Source organism: Nocardia sp. NPDC003999, assembly GCF_053604885.1.
Genome location: NZ_JBSGIB010000006.1, coordinates 133,184 through 148,338 on the forward strand (window position 1 = coordinate 133,184; position 15,155 = coordinate 148,338).

The following is a 15,155-nucleotide window of genomic DNA, read 5'->3' on the forward strand; positions in this document are numbered from 1 at the left end:
AGGACCGCGTCACGGAGTTGGAGCGCGCCGCCCGGCGCGTCTTCGACGCCGACGCGGAACTCGCTCGGTCGGAACGCGCCCTCGAGCAAGCCGCGACCACCAATGAACGGACACAGCAATCGGATGCACGTGACGCGACTCACGGTGTGCAGTTGCCGCGTGTCGTTGCCGAGCGTCTGTCCGCGCAGCGGGACGCGGCGGTCCGCGAATTGGCCGATGCGCAGGCCGATCTCGTGGCGGCCCGCCGTGGGTTGCCGGTCGACGACGCGGACCTGACGCCGGGTGCGTTGGACGACGCGCTCGACGGACTGCGCGGACGCACGCTGCGGTTGGACGAACAAGGTCCGTGGCAGGACCGTGTCACGGAGTTGGAGCGCGCCGCCCGCCGTGTCTTCGATGCCGAAGCGGAAGTCGCTCGGCTGGACGATGCCCGCGCACAGGTCACTCGGGCAGCCGAGCCGCACTCGAATGATGCGAACCGAGAGCGTGCCGGGGATGCGCACGAGTCGTCCCGCGCTCCGCGTCCTGAACCGATCGACCGGACTCGCGATCGGCTCGCACGCCGATTCGCCCTCGACGAGGACGACCTGTCCCCGGAGCATCTCGGCGCCACCATCGCCGACCTGCGTTACCGAAACCTGTTGCAGGCGGGCATGGTCGAGGCGCTCGCGGCAGCGACCGAGCGGGCGCGCGGCACGCGTCATCCGGACTTGCGCGCGCAGGTGCGCGAGACCCGCGACGCCTGGGCACGGCGGCTCCGCATCGATCCGGCCGATCTCGATCGCGATCCGGCCGGGACGGTGGAGCAGGCCCGTGCCGCGGTGCGCCGCGACGCGCAAGCCATCGCAGACCTCGCCGACGCCGTCCAAGCGGCCCGCGGCCAGGCCGGCGCCGAGCCCCAGCCGGGGGAGACCCGCCGGTACACCCTCGAGGTCGATGGTGAGCGCGTGCCGGCGCGGCTGGTCGCCGACGAGAACGGCGGCTGGCGGGTGGAGACGCCCGAACGTCTCGACGCACCCGAACCGGCGGATACCGACGTGCCCGCACCGCGGCAACCGGAGCGGCCGAAGTCGCGGCTGCGTCGCCTGTGGGAGGCACTGACGGCGGGATACCTCGGCGAGAGCCCGAAGTACCCGTCCGGCTCCGGCATCGATAGCGCGGGCCAATCGCTGATCGCGCACGAAGCGGGGCTGCCGCTCACCAAGCACTATGACCCGACTCCCGCGCCCGGCGACGAATACGAGGTGATGCAGACCAAGTTCAGTCCGGTCCGCATCCTCAAAGAAGCCGTCACCATGTGGCGCAAGCGGGAACTCGTCCCGTTCCTGAAGCGCCTGACCTCCCGGGTCGCCGACTCGGCGGCCGAGTACGGCACACCGGTCGCCCGCGACGGCGAGGAGTACCGGTACTGGCTGGAGGAGGCCGATCCGGAGCTGGTGCGCCGGGAACTCGGGGTGGAACTCGAGGAGCTGAAGCGACAGGCCGAGGACGCCGCCCGCGCGATCGCCGCGCCGGAGTCCAGGCCGGAGCCGACCGACGGCGAGACGCCCGACGCCACACCGGAACCGGCCCTGCGGTCGGGCGAGGAGCTGCCCGCGAGCACCGGTGAACTCGCCGACTGGCTGCACGAGTTGTCCGAGGCGACGGTCCGGCGGCAGGAACTGGCCGACGCCCTGGTGGCCGCGGCCGCTGCGCTGGGCGTCGACCTCGGTGAACCGACCCCCGAGAACGTCCGTCGGGTCGTCGATCTGCTGCGGTATCAGCAGATCCGCCGGATCGGCGCGCTCACCGGCCTCGCCGAGGCGTCCCGCCGGTACAACGCCGAGCATGAGCGGATCCCGTACAGCGACGAGGTCGGCTTCTTCGACGCCAACCCGATGAACCGTTTCCTCGGTGAGGTAGTGCGCGCCTTCGGCGGCAACCCCACCCTGTTGGACTGGCAGGGCGTCAACAACGGCGGTGAGCCGAGCCGCGAGTGGGGCGACCTCTACGACACCGACCAGCCGGGCCAGGACCAGGGCCTGCGCTCCTTCTTCGAGAATGCGCTGCGCCGCGACCAGATCAAGGACGAGCGTTCCGTGTGGGCGCAGCTGCTCGGCACCGATCTGCACGCGCTCGACGCGCATCAGCTCGCGAACGCGCTCGCCGACGAGATGGACCGGATCCGCGAGCACGCGCGCGGCATGACCGCCTTCCGCACCGACGCCGACGAGTTCCTGCGGGCCGATGCCGCGGCCGACGAACTCACGGGCCTGATCGGCGACATGGCCGGGCGGGACCGGGTACTCGCGCGGGGCGGAGCGATGCTGGAAGACGGTACCGGTCTCGGTCTGGTCCCCGGCGAGCCCGGCGGGCCGATGCGGTTGGTGGTCGTGGACGGCACGCTCGGCCACGACCGCGTCCTCGCCGACGCGCTCGCGGCGCACCCCAGGCTCGCCGAGGCTGTCAACGAGGGCATCGTCGAGGTCCACTACCTGGTCTCCGACGTGCGTCCGGACCGGATCGCGATCGCCGACGGCGGGGCGACGCAGGTGCGTCACTTCACCGGCGAGGTCGAGGGACGCAGCCTCGACGTCACCGTGGTGGACGACGGCGACGGCTGGCGTGTCGTGCCGGACGCTGTCGTGAACTCCGACACGCTTCCTGTCGCGGACGAGGCGCCGGAACCGTTGTCGCGACGGGAGATCGGCGACGCCATCAGTGAACTCGCACAGCGCCTCGACATCACCGAAGCGGAGCTGGCTTCCCCGGAACTGCTCGCCGAGCGGCTCGCGGTGCTGCGCGACGAGAACGCCATTCGCGCGGGACAGATCGAGGCGATCATCGACTACGCGCGCACCGCCTGGGACATCGACACCTATCACGAGGTCGGCGACGCGCGGCATGTGCTGGCGCACCGGCTCGGCCTGGACGCCGCGGACATGACACCGCGGCGCCTGGCCGAGGCGATGGCGGACCCGGATATTCGCAACGCCTTGCGGCAGCAACGGGCCGAGGCGCTGCTCAAATACGCGAAGCTGTTGCGCGGCATCGACCCGGCCGCGATCGATGCGGCCAACGACCGGCTGGTCCGGCGCCTCGACACCTTGCCGGGAACAGTGCGGATCACCGGTCTCGGGCAGCTGGGCGAGGTGATCGCCAACCAGTCACATCGGCCGAACCTGCACCCCGACCTGGTCGACGCGCTCACCGACTACGCCGACGCGCTCGCCGCGGTCGATGTGTTCGACCCGCGCGCCCACGGTGACCGAGCGCTCGATCCCCGCGTGTCCGATGTCGAGTTCCCCGTGCACGACAAAGCCGTTCGCCACCTGCTGGCGGTCATCGGCGACGTCGCCCACCTCACCGAGGCTCCTGGCCGGCTCGGCATGCTGGACGGCGACACCAGCGCGCCCGGCCCCGATCGCGGGGCCGGCCGGGACTTCGCGCGCCTGGTCGGAGTGGACCTGACCGACGCGGGCCCGGAACGGTGGGCCGAGGTCTACGAGGTCTACCGCGACGGCAAGCTCGACCAGAACGAGCGACTGACCCCCGGTCAGCTCGCCGAAGTGCAGGCCGAGCTGCGCGCCGATGTCGTCGGGCGCGCCGACGACATCGCCGCCCTCTCCGATCTCGTTCAACGCGCCGCCCGCGCCGATGTGGAACGCCTGTCCGCGCAGCGCGCCGCGGTGGTTCGGGAGTTGGCGGACGCGCAGGCCGATCTTTCGGATGCCCGCCGCGGTCTTCCGGTGAATGACGAGGACCTGACGCGCGATGCGTTGGACGATGCGCTCGACAACCTGCGTGGGCGCACGTTGCGGGTCGAGGAGCAGGGCCCGTGGCAGGAGCGGGTCGGAGCGTTGGAGCACGCGGCACGCCGTGTCTTCGACGCCGATGCGGAGGTGGCCCGTTTGGACGATGCCCTCGCGCAGGCCGATCGAGCAGCCGAGGCGCCCTCGCACGACCGAGCGCATCAGCCGGAGGGGCAAGACACCGGTCACGCGGTCGAAAGCCCACGTGCCGATACCGAGCGGGCGCGGCTGTCCGCCCAGCGGGACGCGGCGGCGCGGGAATTGGCGGACGCCCGGGCCGACCTCGCGGCGGCTCGCCGTGGATTGCCGGTCGACGACGCGGACCTGACGCCGCAAGCCCTGGATGACGCACTGGAAAACCTGCGCTCGCGGACGATGCGAGTGGACGAGCAACAGCAGTGGCAGGACCGGCTGACCGGACTCGAGCAGGCCGCCCGCCACGTCTTCGACGCCGAAGCGGAGGTTGCCCGCCTGGACGACGCTCTCGCCCAGACCCCCCAGCCATCCGACCGGTCGCCGAACGCCCCAGCAGAAGAACCAGCCCCAGGCGCGGCAGCGGAATCGGCCCGTGCCGAGGCGGATGCCGAGCGCGAGCGTCTGTCCGCACAGCGTGCTGCGGCCGCCCGTGAGTTGATTGACGCACAAGCCGTACTCGCGGATGCTCGTCGCGGACTGCCGGTGAATGACGAGGATCTGACGCGGGATGCGTTGGATGACGCGCTGGATGCTCTGCGTGGGCGGACCATGCGGGTGGATGAGCAGGGCCCGTGGCAGGACCGAGTCACGGAGTTGGAGCGTGCGGCCGGCCGCGTATTCGACGCCGAAGACGGGCTCGCGCGGTTGGACGAGACACTCGAGCAGGCCGCTGGAGCCATCGAGCCGCTCTCGCCCGACGGACCGGAAGAATCGGTTTCGCGGGCAGCGGAAGAGTCCGCTCGTGCCGAGGCGGAAGCGGAGCGGGCGCGTCTGTCCGCGCAGCGTGCTGCGGCGGAGCGGGAGTTGGCTGATGCGCAGGCCGATCTCACGGATGCGCGTCGTGGACTACCGGTGAATGACGAGGATCTGACGCGGGATGCGCTGGATGACGCGTTGGATGGTCTGCGTGGGCGGACGATGCGGGTGGATGAGCAGGGCCCGTGGCAGGAGCGGGTTGCGCGGCTCGAGGATGCGGCTCGGCGTGTGATCGATGCCGAGGACGAGCTCGCGCGAGCCGAAGACGCTGTGCGCGAGCATCCTTCGGAGCGCTCCGCGCATCGTTCCTCCCAGGAGGGCGCGTCCGGTTCCCGGACTGCTCGCGGTGGCGGGGAGACGTCACGCCGGGAGCGTGACGGTGGCGAGGATTCGCCGGAGAGCGGAACTCGCGTTCATCGCGACGGTGCTGACGAGTCGTCGGGCGGTGCTCGCTCGAACCGCGACGGTGATTCGGAGCCGCCCGCGGGTCCGTCGGGCCCGGGGCCGCTGCGTTACCGCCGGATGCCGCCGAACTGGGCGCTGCGCTCGCACATTCCGCATCCGCCTAGGGACTACGAGTTCGAAATGCCGGGGCCGTTCCTGAACGAAGTGGAGCGGTGGCCCGTCCCTATGCCGCAACCGGAACCCCCGAAGCCGCCGAACCCACCCCAGCCACCCACGCCGCCGGTTCCGCCGCTCCCGCCGGTTCCGCCCACGCCGCCGCTCCCGCCGGTTCCGCCGACACCGCCGGTTCCGCCGACACCACCGCCGGTTCCGCCGACTCCGCCCACGCCGCCGCTCCCGCCGGTTCCGCCGACTCCACCGGTTCCGCCCACGCCGCCGACACCACCCGCGCCGCCGGTCCCGCCCACGCCGCCGGTTCCGCCGACACCCCCGGAGCCGCCGGTTCCGCCGACACCCCAGGAACCGCCGACACCCCCGGAGCCGCCGGTCCCGCCGACACCCACGGAGCCCCCCACACCTACGGTTCCGCCCACGCAACCTCCGTACCCGTCGACGCCTCCCTTCCCGCCCGGCGGGCCGACACCCGGCCAGCCGACGCCTCCGTATCCGTCGACGCCACCGGGAACACTGCCCCCATACCCGTCGACCCGACCCTCATACCCGACTATGCCGACCCCCGGACCGTCCGCACCGCCATACGCGGGACCGTCCGCACCGTATCCACCCACTTCACCGACCTGGCCTGGCAACACGAACGACCCAGGCCGGCCCGACGGCACGGTCCCGCCGGGTATGCCCATGCCCCCGATGCCGCCCGGCATGCCGATGACGCCAGCGGTGAACGGTGGCGCACGGACCAACGGCCGCGGGCCGCAGGGGAACGGGCGCCGCGGCCAGGACCCGGAACGCGGTATCTTCGTCCGCCCGTTCGCAGGCTTCGGGGTACCCGCGGAGTTCGACCCGATCACCGGCGCGCTGCGCGCCAACCCGTCCGAGGCGGCCACGCACGACGGCGTCTACGGTGAGCTCGGTGGAGTCTCGGTGGTGTTCTATCGACACGACGGCAGACTCGTCCTTCGTGTCGGTGACCGCACGGTCGAGCTCGACGGGCCCGTCGGCGTCGAATGGGGCACGGTGGGATGGCGCACCACCCGGTTCGCGGTGGCCGTCGGCGGTGCCGTCTTCTGCGAGCTGACCTATCGCTCGGTGCCGGAGGAGATGGATATCGGCGCGCTGGTCCGAGCCGTGGTCGACGACCCGGTGCGCCGCGCCGAGATCTTCGCCGGATGACCGGACGGCGATGCGACAAGGTAACCATCGACGTGAGGAGTAGTGATGCGGATCGACCATCCGACCGATGACGAACTGCGAGAGAACTTCGACGAGATGCTCCGCTCCGTGCTGACCGGCGGCGGCATCCGCACGGAGACGGGCCTCGACATGAAGACCGAGGACGCGCTGTGGGCGATCGCCCGCGCCTATCCCGACGTGCCGGACGCGCTGGTCGACGCGGCCCGCTCGGCGTTCGCGGGCCAGCTCGACGGCTCCAACGCTCGCGAGCGGAAGGAGGCGCTGGCCCGCAAGATCGAGGAGATCAATCGTCGGCGGTCGGCCCGGTGAGCACCGATGTCACGACCTAAGGTGGGCCCATGACCGAATGGCGCGCGCTGACCGACAGCGAGATCGTCGACCTGGCGACCGGCCTGCGGTCGCTGGACGGCTCCCAGCCGATGGACGCGGTGCCGCGGCTGGCCGAGGCGTTCGGCTGGAAAGTGCTGACCGCCCATCCGGACCGGGCGATGCTGGACGCCGGATTCGGGATGGCCAGCGGAAAGATTCACGGACGTGCCGGCCTGATCGTCGACATCAAGCTGCGCGTCACCGATTTCGCCCCGGACGACGCGGACGGAAGGGCACGGTCGAGGGACGCGTTCGTGGCGATGGTCGCGGCGCTGACCCGCGCACTGGGCGAACCGACCACCCGGGTTCCTGGCGCCACGGCGGAGGTCCGCTGGGCGGGGCCGGAAACGACACTGGTGGTGGCGGACCTGGGCCGCTCGGTTCAGCTGTCCTCGACCGCCAATTCCTGGCTCGAACTGCACGATCAGGCCGTCGAGCTGGAGCAGCAGGAGCAGAGTTGACCGGGTGGGGAGATTTCGCCGCTGGTCTGGCCGTGGAACTGGCCGCGCTGCGCGCCGGTTCCATCGTGAAGCTGGTCGAGTCCGATACCGGACCGCGGCGGCGATACGCCCAGTTCCTCCAGCTCGATGACGCGCTCGAGGCCGAATTGGTCGATGACGAATGGCTCGACTCCGCCTTGCGCGCGGGTGCTGCGGGACGCGCGCTGATCGCCGAATCGGGTTGGCGCGAACGCGACACGAGCCACAACAACTGGTGGACCGAGCTGCCGTGGCCGAGTCCCACGACCGAATACCGCCGCCTGGCGGACATGGTCGTCACCGGGTTGCGCGACGGGTTCGGCATCGACGCCCCCACTGCCCTGGCCTATACGGGGTGGAACGAGCGTTCGGGGAATCGCAAGCTCGACCTGCCGCTACTGGGCCTGCGGCAGGAGCCGTGACGAGCACCGCGCGGACCGGCGCTGTATGAGGATGAACGACGAGCAGAGCAGGCATCGCGGCGTGTACGCCGGCTCCGATGCGGTGGATGAGGGGATTTCCGCGACGTGACCAGACCAGGCGGCCAGGCGACCGGCGACGAGCTCGGTGCTGCTCCAGAACACGGCGCTGCCGAGCCGCACCTGTCGCCGTCCGCGGTCGAGGCGTCGGCCGAAGCGGTAGCCCACCAGTCCACGGAGGACCACGAGGTCGCTACGGAGGAGCCTGATGTCGGCTTCACCCTGTCCGAGGCGGCGCCGGTCGAAGATGTCGCCGAACGGGCCAAGGCGCTCATGCACCAGGTCGCCCGGGAGCTGGCCGCGGGCGGTCCGCAGGGCTGGCGGCGGGTCGACGCGGTGTTCGCGCTGACGGTGGCCGCGGAGGTCGCGCTGGCCGTCTACTCCGACGATCGAGAGCACGCCGCGCGGGTGACTCCCGAACCCGGGATCGTGGCGCTGGTCCGCGAGCATCGGGAGCTGGCGGCCGGGCTCGAGGACGGGCCCTGGTGGCGTTTGCTCTTCACGCTGACCAGCGACGGCCGGATGGAGGTCGACTACGACTACGGCGACGAGCCGTTTCCGGACGAGCAGTTGTTCCCGCCGGAGGTCTATCTCGCTGATCTCGCGGCGTTTCCCCGGGATTCGCTGCCGGTCTGGCTCGGCGCCTACGTCGGTCACGGTGACCGTCAGTCGCGACCGCCGCAGGTGGCGGCGGCGCAGGCGCGGGCGGATCGGGAGGCGGGCGTGCGGGCCGTGCCGTCCGAGGACGAGCTGCCTCCGTTCCCCATCATGGCCGCCCGGTGGGCCGTGCTCGCCGCGGCGTTCGTCGCGGCCGAATCGCCTTGGGGCCCGAGGTTGCTGCCGTCCGTGAGCTGGTTCGAAGGCGCCAAGCGCAGCGGTTGTTCGCTGTACGCGCTGCCCGGGGGGCGGGCCGTGCTGTCCGGTGGGGTGTGGAATGCCCCGGAACTGGCGGCGGCGTACAACGACGGGCTCCAGTTGCCCGATCTGTACGCGGGCGCGCCGGAATGGGTGGCGGGACAGGTGTTGAACCACCGCTGCACCAGCGGTCTGCTGTCGTTCTGCTACTGGTGGGAGAACGGCCGCTGGTACCGCGGTGCGTCACCGGGACCCGCCCGGTTCGCCGAGGCGATGCCGGGTGTGTGGAGCTCGGAGACGGTCGTGGACATCGTCGGCAGCCTGCTCGGCGACGACGCGAACGCGCGTCGGCGCGCGGCCGTCGGCGCGCTGGTGTCCGCCGCGGAGGCCGGTGTGGTCACGCGGGACACCCTCGCCGGTGTCTTCGATGACGACGAACGATTCGACGTGGACGGCGCTTTCTTCCAGCTGACCATGGCCGGGGTGACCATGACGGCGCCGGGGCCGATGTCGCGAGAGGACGCGCTCGCCCGGGTCGAGCGGTTCATCCGGGACAGCGGGGCCGATCTCGCGAACTATTCGGTGGAGGGCCTGCGCGCCGATCGGATCAGCGTGGGGTGGATGGTGTACGTCCCGGTCGAGCCGGGTGAGATCGCGATCGGCCGGGCGATCTACTACATCGCCGATGACGGTGTGCTGGAACGGTCTTCGTCCTCGGTGGCGCCATCGGTCTACCGCGCGGAGTTCGAGCGGCGGTTCCGGAATCGGCACGGCGCGGTCGGAGCGTCCTGATCTTCGTGTCTCGTCTGCGCCGCAGCGGAAACCGGCTGGTCCGGGGCGGTGAGCGGCGCGGAGGGGCCACCAGGATTCGGGTCTGTACATGCGTCGGCGAACCGACTCACCATAGAATCGTTGGTGCGTCGTAAGACAATATTCGGTCTGCCGTAAGAACCGGCTGCCATATTGACGTGTGGCGCACAGCCGTTCACGGCACGCCAGCGATGAGGAGGGTCGTCAGCGTATGAGTTGCCGGGCGCAGGAGAGTGATCCCGTACGCGGGGGCGAACGGGACGCCGCGCCGTGGCGCGCATATCGTCGACGCCCACGTCGGGGAGGTATTCAGTTGTGCGGGTCGGAGTCTCTGCCTCCGGGATCGGACTTCGGCATCGTATCTTCCGGGGGCGTCGGCGCTCATCCAGTGCGCTTCCCAGCGATGACAACAGGTGCGGGAGCCTTCCGAATCGTCGAGACGGAAAGAGCGCGGCATGTCTGAGACGAATCCATGGAGCAGCCTGTCCCGCGAGGCACAGAACGGCACCTTGGAGCTGCGGCCCGGCACACTCGAAGCTCTGATCAACGCGGCGAACGGAGTTCGCGTCCGCGTCGCCTCGGTGAAAAAGGAGCTATCCAAGATCGATTCGCTGCCGCCGTTCGCCGATGTGTTGCTATCGGCCCAGGCGCTCGCCTCTCGCTTCTCGGAAAAGGGAAAAGAACTCGGCAGCATCCTGGACGACCACATCACCATCCTCGACGATCTGACCGATACCTTCTTCGCGGCGGCCAGGCACTACCGAGGCACCGAGGAAGACAACAGGGTCGATTTCGCCGCGCTGGAGCGCCGCGTGGGCGAACACAAGGGAATCACCGAAAACCTCTCGAAGCGCTGGGATCCCGCCGGTTTGACCACCGCGGGCGACGGCAGCGGAAACACCTACGCGCATCCGGATTGGAACGAGGTCGGGAACCGAAAGCCCGAGGAGAACCACGGATTGCCGACGAGCCTGGCCGATCCGGGCGATGTGAAATTCGAACCGCGGGGCGTGCGTGCGGACGACCCGGAGAACTTCACGTATTCCCAGTATCAGACGATCATTTCGTCGATCACCGGGGGCAGTCCGACCATGCCGATCAAGGTCGCGCAAGCCGCGTCGGATTGGCGGTGGCTGGCCGGAGAACTCAAGGAAACGTTCGACATCCTCACCAACCAGATGACGACCAGTAGGTCGAGCTGGACGAGTCCGAACAACAATGGCGGTGCGGACCGAGCGCGCCAAGCGATCACCGCCTATGGCACCGGCACGGATCAGCTGAATACGAATATGAAGCTGATCGGCGACAGCCTCGAATACGTGTCGGAATGGCTGTATACCACCGGGGTGCTGCTCCAGCAGGGTGACGACTATCCGCCCACACGAACCTCGGGTGAGACCGACGACGCGTACCGGCAGCGGAAGGAAGAGGCCGCGGTCCGGAATTACGTCAGGGCGATGCAAGCGGCCTACGTCCCCGGCGTAGAGGAGACCGACAAGGTCATCGCGGTACTGCCGGATCCGATCCCGCCGACCACCGGCCAAGTGCCGGGGCCGGGGCCAGGGCCGGGTGGTCCCGGGCCGGGCGCCGCACCGGGGCCGGGGACCAGCGCCGCACAACTGGCGTCGATGCAGAACGCGCAACGGCAGGCCGAACAGCAGCAGAAGGCACTGGAAGACGCGCAGCGTCAAGCGCAATTGGACGCTCAGCGCCGCGCCGCCGAACAGCAGCAACAGCAACAGCAGCAGCAACAACAACAGCAACAGCAACAGCAGGCCGCGCAGCAAGCCGCCCAGCAGGCCGCCCAGCAGCTGGCGCAACAGGCGCAGCAGGCCGCCCAGCAGATCGCGCAACAGGCGCAGCAGATCGGGCAGCAGGCCGCCGGCGCCGCGCAGCAAGCGGCGCAACAGGCCGCGCAGCAGGCCGCGCTGGCGGGCCTGCCGGGCATGCCGAATCTGTCCGACGCGACGAAGAAACTCGAGTCGGCCCTGGCGAAGGGTGCGGGCGGCCCCGGTGGTTCGGCGGGAGGTCCCGGCGCACCGAAGTCGGCCGCGAACCAGAACCTGGAGAAGGCGTCGAAGTTGTTCCCGCGGGCGACGAACGCGGTCGCAGCGGCGGCCACCGGGCGCGCGGGTCTGGCGGCGGGCCAGGGCATGATGGGCGGCCCCGGCATGCCGATGGGCGGCCCCGGCGCCGCCCAGGGCGGCCAGCAGAAGGAGCACAAGCGCGCCGACTACCTGGATTCCTCCGAGCATCTGGAAGAGGCGCTCGGCGACGCGCCCGTGGTAGCGAAACCCGTTGTCGAGCAATGAACGACACGTGGGAGTTCTCCGGTCTCGAATTCGCCGCGGCATGGCACGCGGCGAAGGAGAGCCTGCCGGATCCGTTCTTCTACCTCAGCGGCACGACCTATTACGACGACGCGCGCAGGCAGAAAGCCGAAGCGTGGCAGCGGATCCAGGCCCGCTGGGGCCGGGCGCTGGAGGAGTTGATGGACGTGCTCACGGTTCCCGACATCCGGTTGGTGATCCGCGGGATCGACGGCCGTGACGCGCGGAACCCGAAGGGCGCCATCCGCATGCTCGCCGGCCGCAAGGGCGACCGCGCGTTCCTGGTGACCCAGAAGCCGGGAACGGAACGCCGAACCGAGGGATTCACGGTCGCCGAACACGACGTTCTGTCGCTCGGCCACAGCGTGGCCGAGGCATTGCCGAAGGTCGACGCCGGGCGCGGGTCCGCCTTCGATCTCATCGAGCCGGGCGGCGACGGGCTGGACTACTCCTATGGCCGCTCCCTGGTGAACGACGTCGAAGACCGCACGGCCGGCCGCAGCGAGTCCTTCGATCGCGCGCCCGCCGCCACGGTGGGCACCATCGTGGTGGAGCAAGGGCATTCGCGATTCGGTCCGCGCGGTATCACCCGGGCGCACCTGGCCTGGCGCGATCTCGTCGACGACGGGCGTTACGCGATCGTGCCGGGCAGCCCGCCGACAGTGCTCGCGGCGGACGTCCGGCGACTGACCGAATTGATCAACGCGCGGATCGCCGAAGTCGTCCAAGCCATCAAAGACGAGCGGATGTGATCGATCGTATGCGCGCCATTCCGTTTTCGATCTCGATTCTTCGAAGGGGTTTTCGATGACCGCATCGCAGCAGGGGAACCCTGGCGATTTTCCTGCCGAATTCGTGGCTACTTCGCTCACCGGCTCGATTTCGGTGCGCACCACCGAAATGGGTCTGCCGCTGGGCGTCAAGGTCGACGCCGACCAATTGCGCCGCGACCCGGAGGCGCTGGCGGGCGAGGTCCTGCGATTGTGCAAACAGGCGGCGAACCGCGCGGGCCTGGCGCGGCGGGCGCAATTGCGGCAACTGGGATTCACCTCGGAGATGCTGGCGCTGGCCGGGCTGCCCACCGAACAGCAGGTGGCGACGCAGGAGATCATCGACGAGCAAGAGTACGACATCGAACCGCAGAGCTGGCTGCGGTCGGTCTGAGCGGCAACGGAATTCGTGAGGTCGGCATGGTCGAAACAATGGACGAGCTCATCGCTCGGGTACAGAATCAGCTCTACCGGCTCACCGATCTCAATGACGCCATGAATGGGATCCGGGTAGCCGAGACATCGCCCGACGGCGCGGTGACCGCGGAGGTGGACGGCAACGCCGCGTTGATCGGACTCAGCTTTTCCGCCGCGGTGTCGAAACTTTCACCGGACGAGTTCGAGAAAACGGTCGTCGACACCGCGCGAGCGGCCGCGCACAAGGCTTTTGCGGAGCGCGGCGCACTTATCACCGCATTCAACGAGGAGGCCACCGGGTAGTCACCGGATGTTAACCACGACGGGATCGCGATACGCGGTCTTCGCTAGGTAAAGTTGAATACGAAACGTCGGGGGATGTTTCGGGATTGGACGATGATCATGAGCCACATTGAAGTAGTCCCGGATGCGCTGCGTGTGTACGGAAGCGAATCGGCGGCCATGGCCGCCGGAGTAGGGGCGATCGCCGCGACCGACCAAGCCGCGACGGTCGCCGCGGTGGTCCCGGTGTTCGGCCTGATCGGCCAAGAGTTCCTTGCCTCGTACGCTTTCGCCCAGGCCAACCACCTGTCGTCGGTGGCGCAGCTCGCCGCCGTGCACGCGGGTACGGCGTTGACGGCGCATCAGGCCGCCGCCACCTACGAGGGCACGGACACCGCGTCGGGCGCGGCCATCGGAGCCATCCGCACGCGGTCATGACCACGCCGGGAGCCATTCCGCCACCCGGCGCCGATCCGCTGGATCCCACAATCCTGGAATTGCTGCGGGGCAGCGCTCTCGCGCCCATGCTCGACATGCCGGTGAACGACGTCTTGCGCAGCATGGGTTTACCGAATCTGCCGGAGATGCCTGCCTTCGTGCAGCTGCCGGAGCTGCCGCCGCTGCCGACGATCGATCTCGGCGCGCTCATGCGCCCGTTGACCGATCTCGCCTCCGCGTTCGGCACCGGTCGACTCGGCGCGCCCGCGCCCGCGCCCGCACAGGCCGGTGCCACCGCCGCGCCCGCGCCTCCGGCCGACCCGACGCAGTTGCTGCAGAACGTGTCCACCGTGATGCAGACGGTGATGCAGGTCGGCTCGTCGCTGGTGCAGACCTTGATGTCGGTCTGGCAGGGCATGGCGGCGATGGAGGCGGCGAAGAAGGCCGGTGCGGCGCAGACCGACGCGAACGAGCTCGCGGCGCAGAGCACCCAGGAGAAGTCGGTGCTCGGCAGCGCGGCGGGCAGCGTCTTCACCGGCGCGGGCCTGATGTCGGTGGTGCTGGCGAAGTTCTCCACCACCATGGCCTTCGCGCCGCTGCTCGCGGCATCGCCGGGCGGGCAGGGTTTCCTCGTCGCGTCCGCGATCGAGGCGATGACCGAGGCGCTGGCGATCACCGCCAAGACCAAGGCGGAGATGGTCGGCCACAGTGCGAGCATGACGCAGGCCGGTCAGAAGGTGCCGATCACGAACGCGCCGACGGGAGTGAAGTCGACCGAACAGCTGACCCAGCTGATGAGCATGATCACGCCGCTGATCAGCACGGCCGGTCAGGTAGCGCAGTCGCTCGGGCAGTTGGCGGCCGCCAATCCTTCGCTGCCGGCGCCGAAACCGATCAGCGCCCCCGGCGCGCACGAAGGCGCGGGTGAACCCGAGGAAGGCAAAGAAGGCAAGGAAGGCGAGGAAGGCGAGCACGCAGGCGGCGCGGGTGGCGTCGGCGGTGGCGTCCCGGGTGCTATCGCCGCGGCTGCCGCCCCGCTGAACCCCTGGCCGGGGACCCGGGTGGCCGGTGGGTCGCTCGGCAGCATCGGCGGTGCGAGCGCCGCTGGTACCGGAACGTCGTCCGAGGTGTCGACCACCGTCGCGGGTAGCGCCGCGGCGGGGACCGGAACCGGGGCCGGATACATGCCGATGGGCGGCGCGGGCATGGCGGGAGCGGGCCTGGCCCGCGACGGCGAATCGACCACCGACGCGCTGCGCGGCCAGATGGTCACCGGTCAGCACGGCGACGAAGTGGTCGGCCGGATCGAGGGGGTCTCGCTGCCGGTGGTCGGCGCGGCCGACGCGACATCGGAACCACCGCCGGATAAGGAACTCACGCTCTGACGCGAGTGCCGAGCAGTACACAG

Annotated in this window: 11 protein-coding genes (1 of these 11 cut by a window edge); all 11 read left to right on the top strand. The window is 69.9% G+C overall.

Annotation, left to right across the window (positions count from 1 at the left end):
- On the top strand, positions 1–6,497 hold the 3' end of the coding sequence (locus ACWESM_RS15385) for a WXG100-like domain-containing protein (RefSeq protein WP_452492248.1). It extends 26,539 nt beyond the left edge of the window; only the last 6,497 of its 33,036 coding nucleotides appear in the window; its start codon lies off the left edge, out of view; its stop codon occupies positions 6,495–6,497.
- A gap of 45 nt (positions 6,498–6,542) precedes the next feature.
- On the top strand, positions 6,543–6,827 hold the full coding sequence (locus ACWESM_RS15390) for a hypothetical protein (protein ID WP_039795825.1): 285 nt from the start codon (positions 6,543–6,545) through the stop codon (positions 6,825–6,827).
- 29 nt (positions 6,828–6,856) lie between these two features.
- Positions 6,857–7,348 carry a DUF6301 family protein gene (locus ACWESM_RS15395; protein ID WP_364430821.1) on the top strand — a complete coding sequence of 164 codons (492 nt, stop codon included), beginning with the start codon at positions 6,857–6,859 and terminating at the stop codon, positions 7,346–7,348.
- Positions 7,345–7,788 (top strand): TY-Chap domain-containing protein, encoded by a 444-nt coding sequence (locus tag ACWESM_RS15400; RefSeq protein ID WP_452492250.1) that lies wholly within the window; start codon positions 7,345–7,347, stop codon positions 7,786–7,788. Before ACWESM_RS15395 ends, ACWESM_RS15400 begins: the two co-directional genes overlap by 4 nt.
- 105 nt (positions 7,789–7,893) lie before the next feature.
- Positions 7,894–9,492 (top strand): hypothetical protein, encoded by a 1,599-nt coding sequence (locus ACWESM_RS15405; protein ID WP_452492252.1) that lies wholly within the window; start codon positions 7,894–7,896, stop codon positions 9,490–9,492.
- 473 nt (positions 9,493–9,965) lie between these two features.
- A complete protein-coding gene (locus ACWESM_RS15410; RefSeq protein WP_452492254.1) occupies positions 9,966–11,822 on the top strand; it encodes a hypothetical protein in 1,857 nt (618 codons plus the stop codon).
- Entirely contained in the window at positions 11,819–12,592 is a 774-nt protein-coding gene (locus ACWESM_RS15415; RefSeq protein WP_355076166.1) for an ESX secretion-associated protein EspG, read from the top strand. Before ACWESM_RS15410 ends, ACWESM_RS15415 begins: the two co-directional genes overlap by 4 nt.
- 55 nt (positions 12,593–12,647) lie before the next feature.
- Positions 12,648–13,004 carry a hypothetical protein gene (locus ACWESM_RS15420; RefSeq protein WP_364430834.1) on the top strand — a complete coding sequence of 119 codons (357 nt, stop codon included), beginning with the start codon at positions 12,648–12,650 and terminating at the stop codon, positions 13,002–13,004.
- Positions 13,005–13,042: 38 nt separating this feature from the next.
- Positions 13,043–13,330, top strand: coding sequence for a YbaB/EbfC family nucleoid-associated protein (locus tag ACWESM_RS15425; protein WP_355076170.1), 288 nt, complete (start codon positions 13,043–13,045; stop codon positions 13,328–13,330).
- A gap of 99 nt (positions 13,331–13,429) precedes the next feature.
- Positions 13,430–13,747 carry a type VII secretion target gene (locus tag ACWESM_RS15430; protein ID WP_039795829.1) on the top strand — a complete coding sequence of 106 codons (318 nt, stop codon included), beginning with the start codon at positions 13,430–13,432 and terminating at the stop codon, positions 13,745–13,747.
- Complete coding sequence (locus tag ACWESM_RS15435; RefSeq protein ID WP_452492257.1) at positions 13,744–15,132, top strand: hypothetical protein; 1,389 nt, start codon at positions 13,744–13,746, stop codon at positions 15,130–15,132. Before ACWESM_RS15430 ends, ACWESM_RS15435 begins: the two co-directional genes overlap by 4 nt.
- Positions 15,133–15,155: the final 23 nt, after the last annotated feature.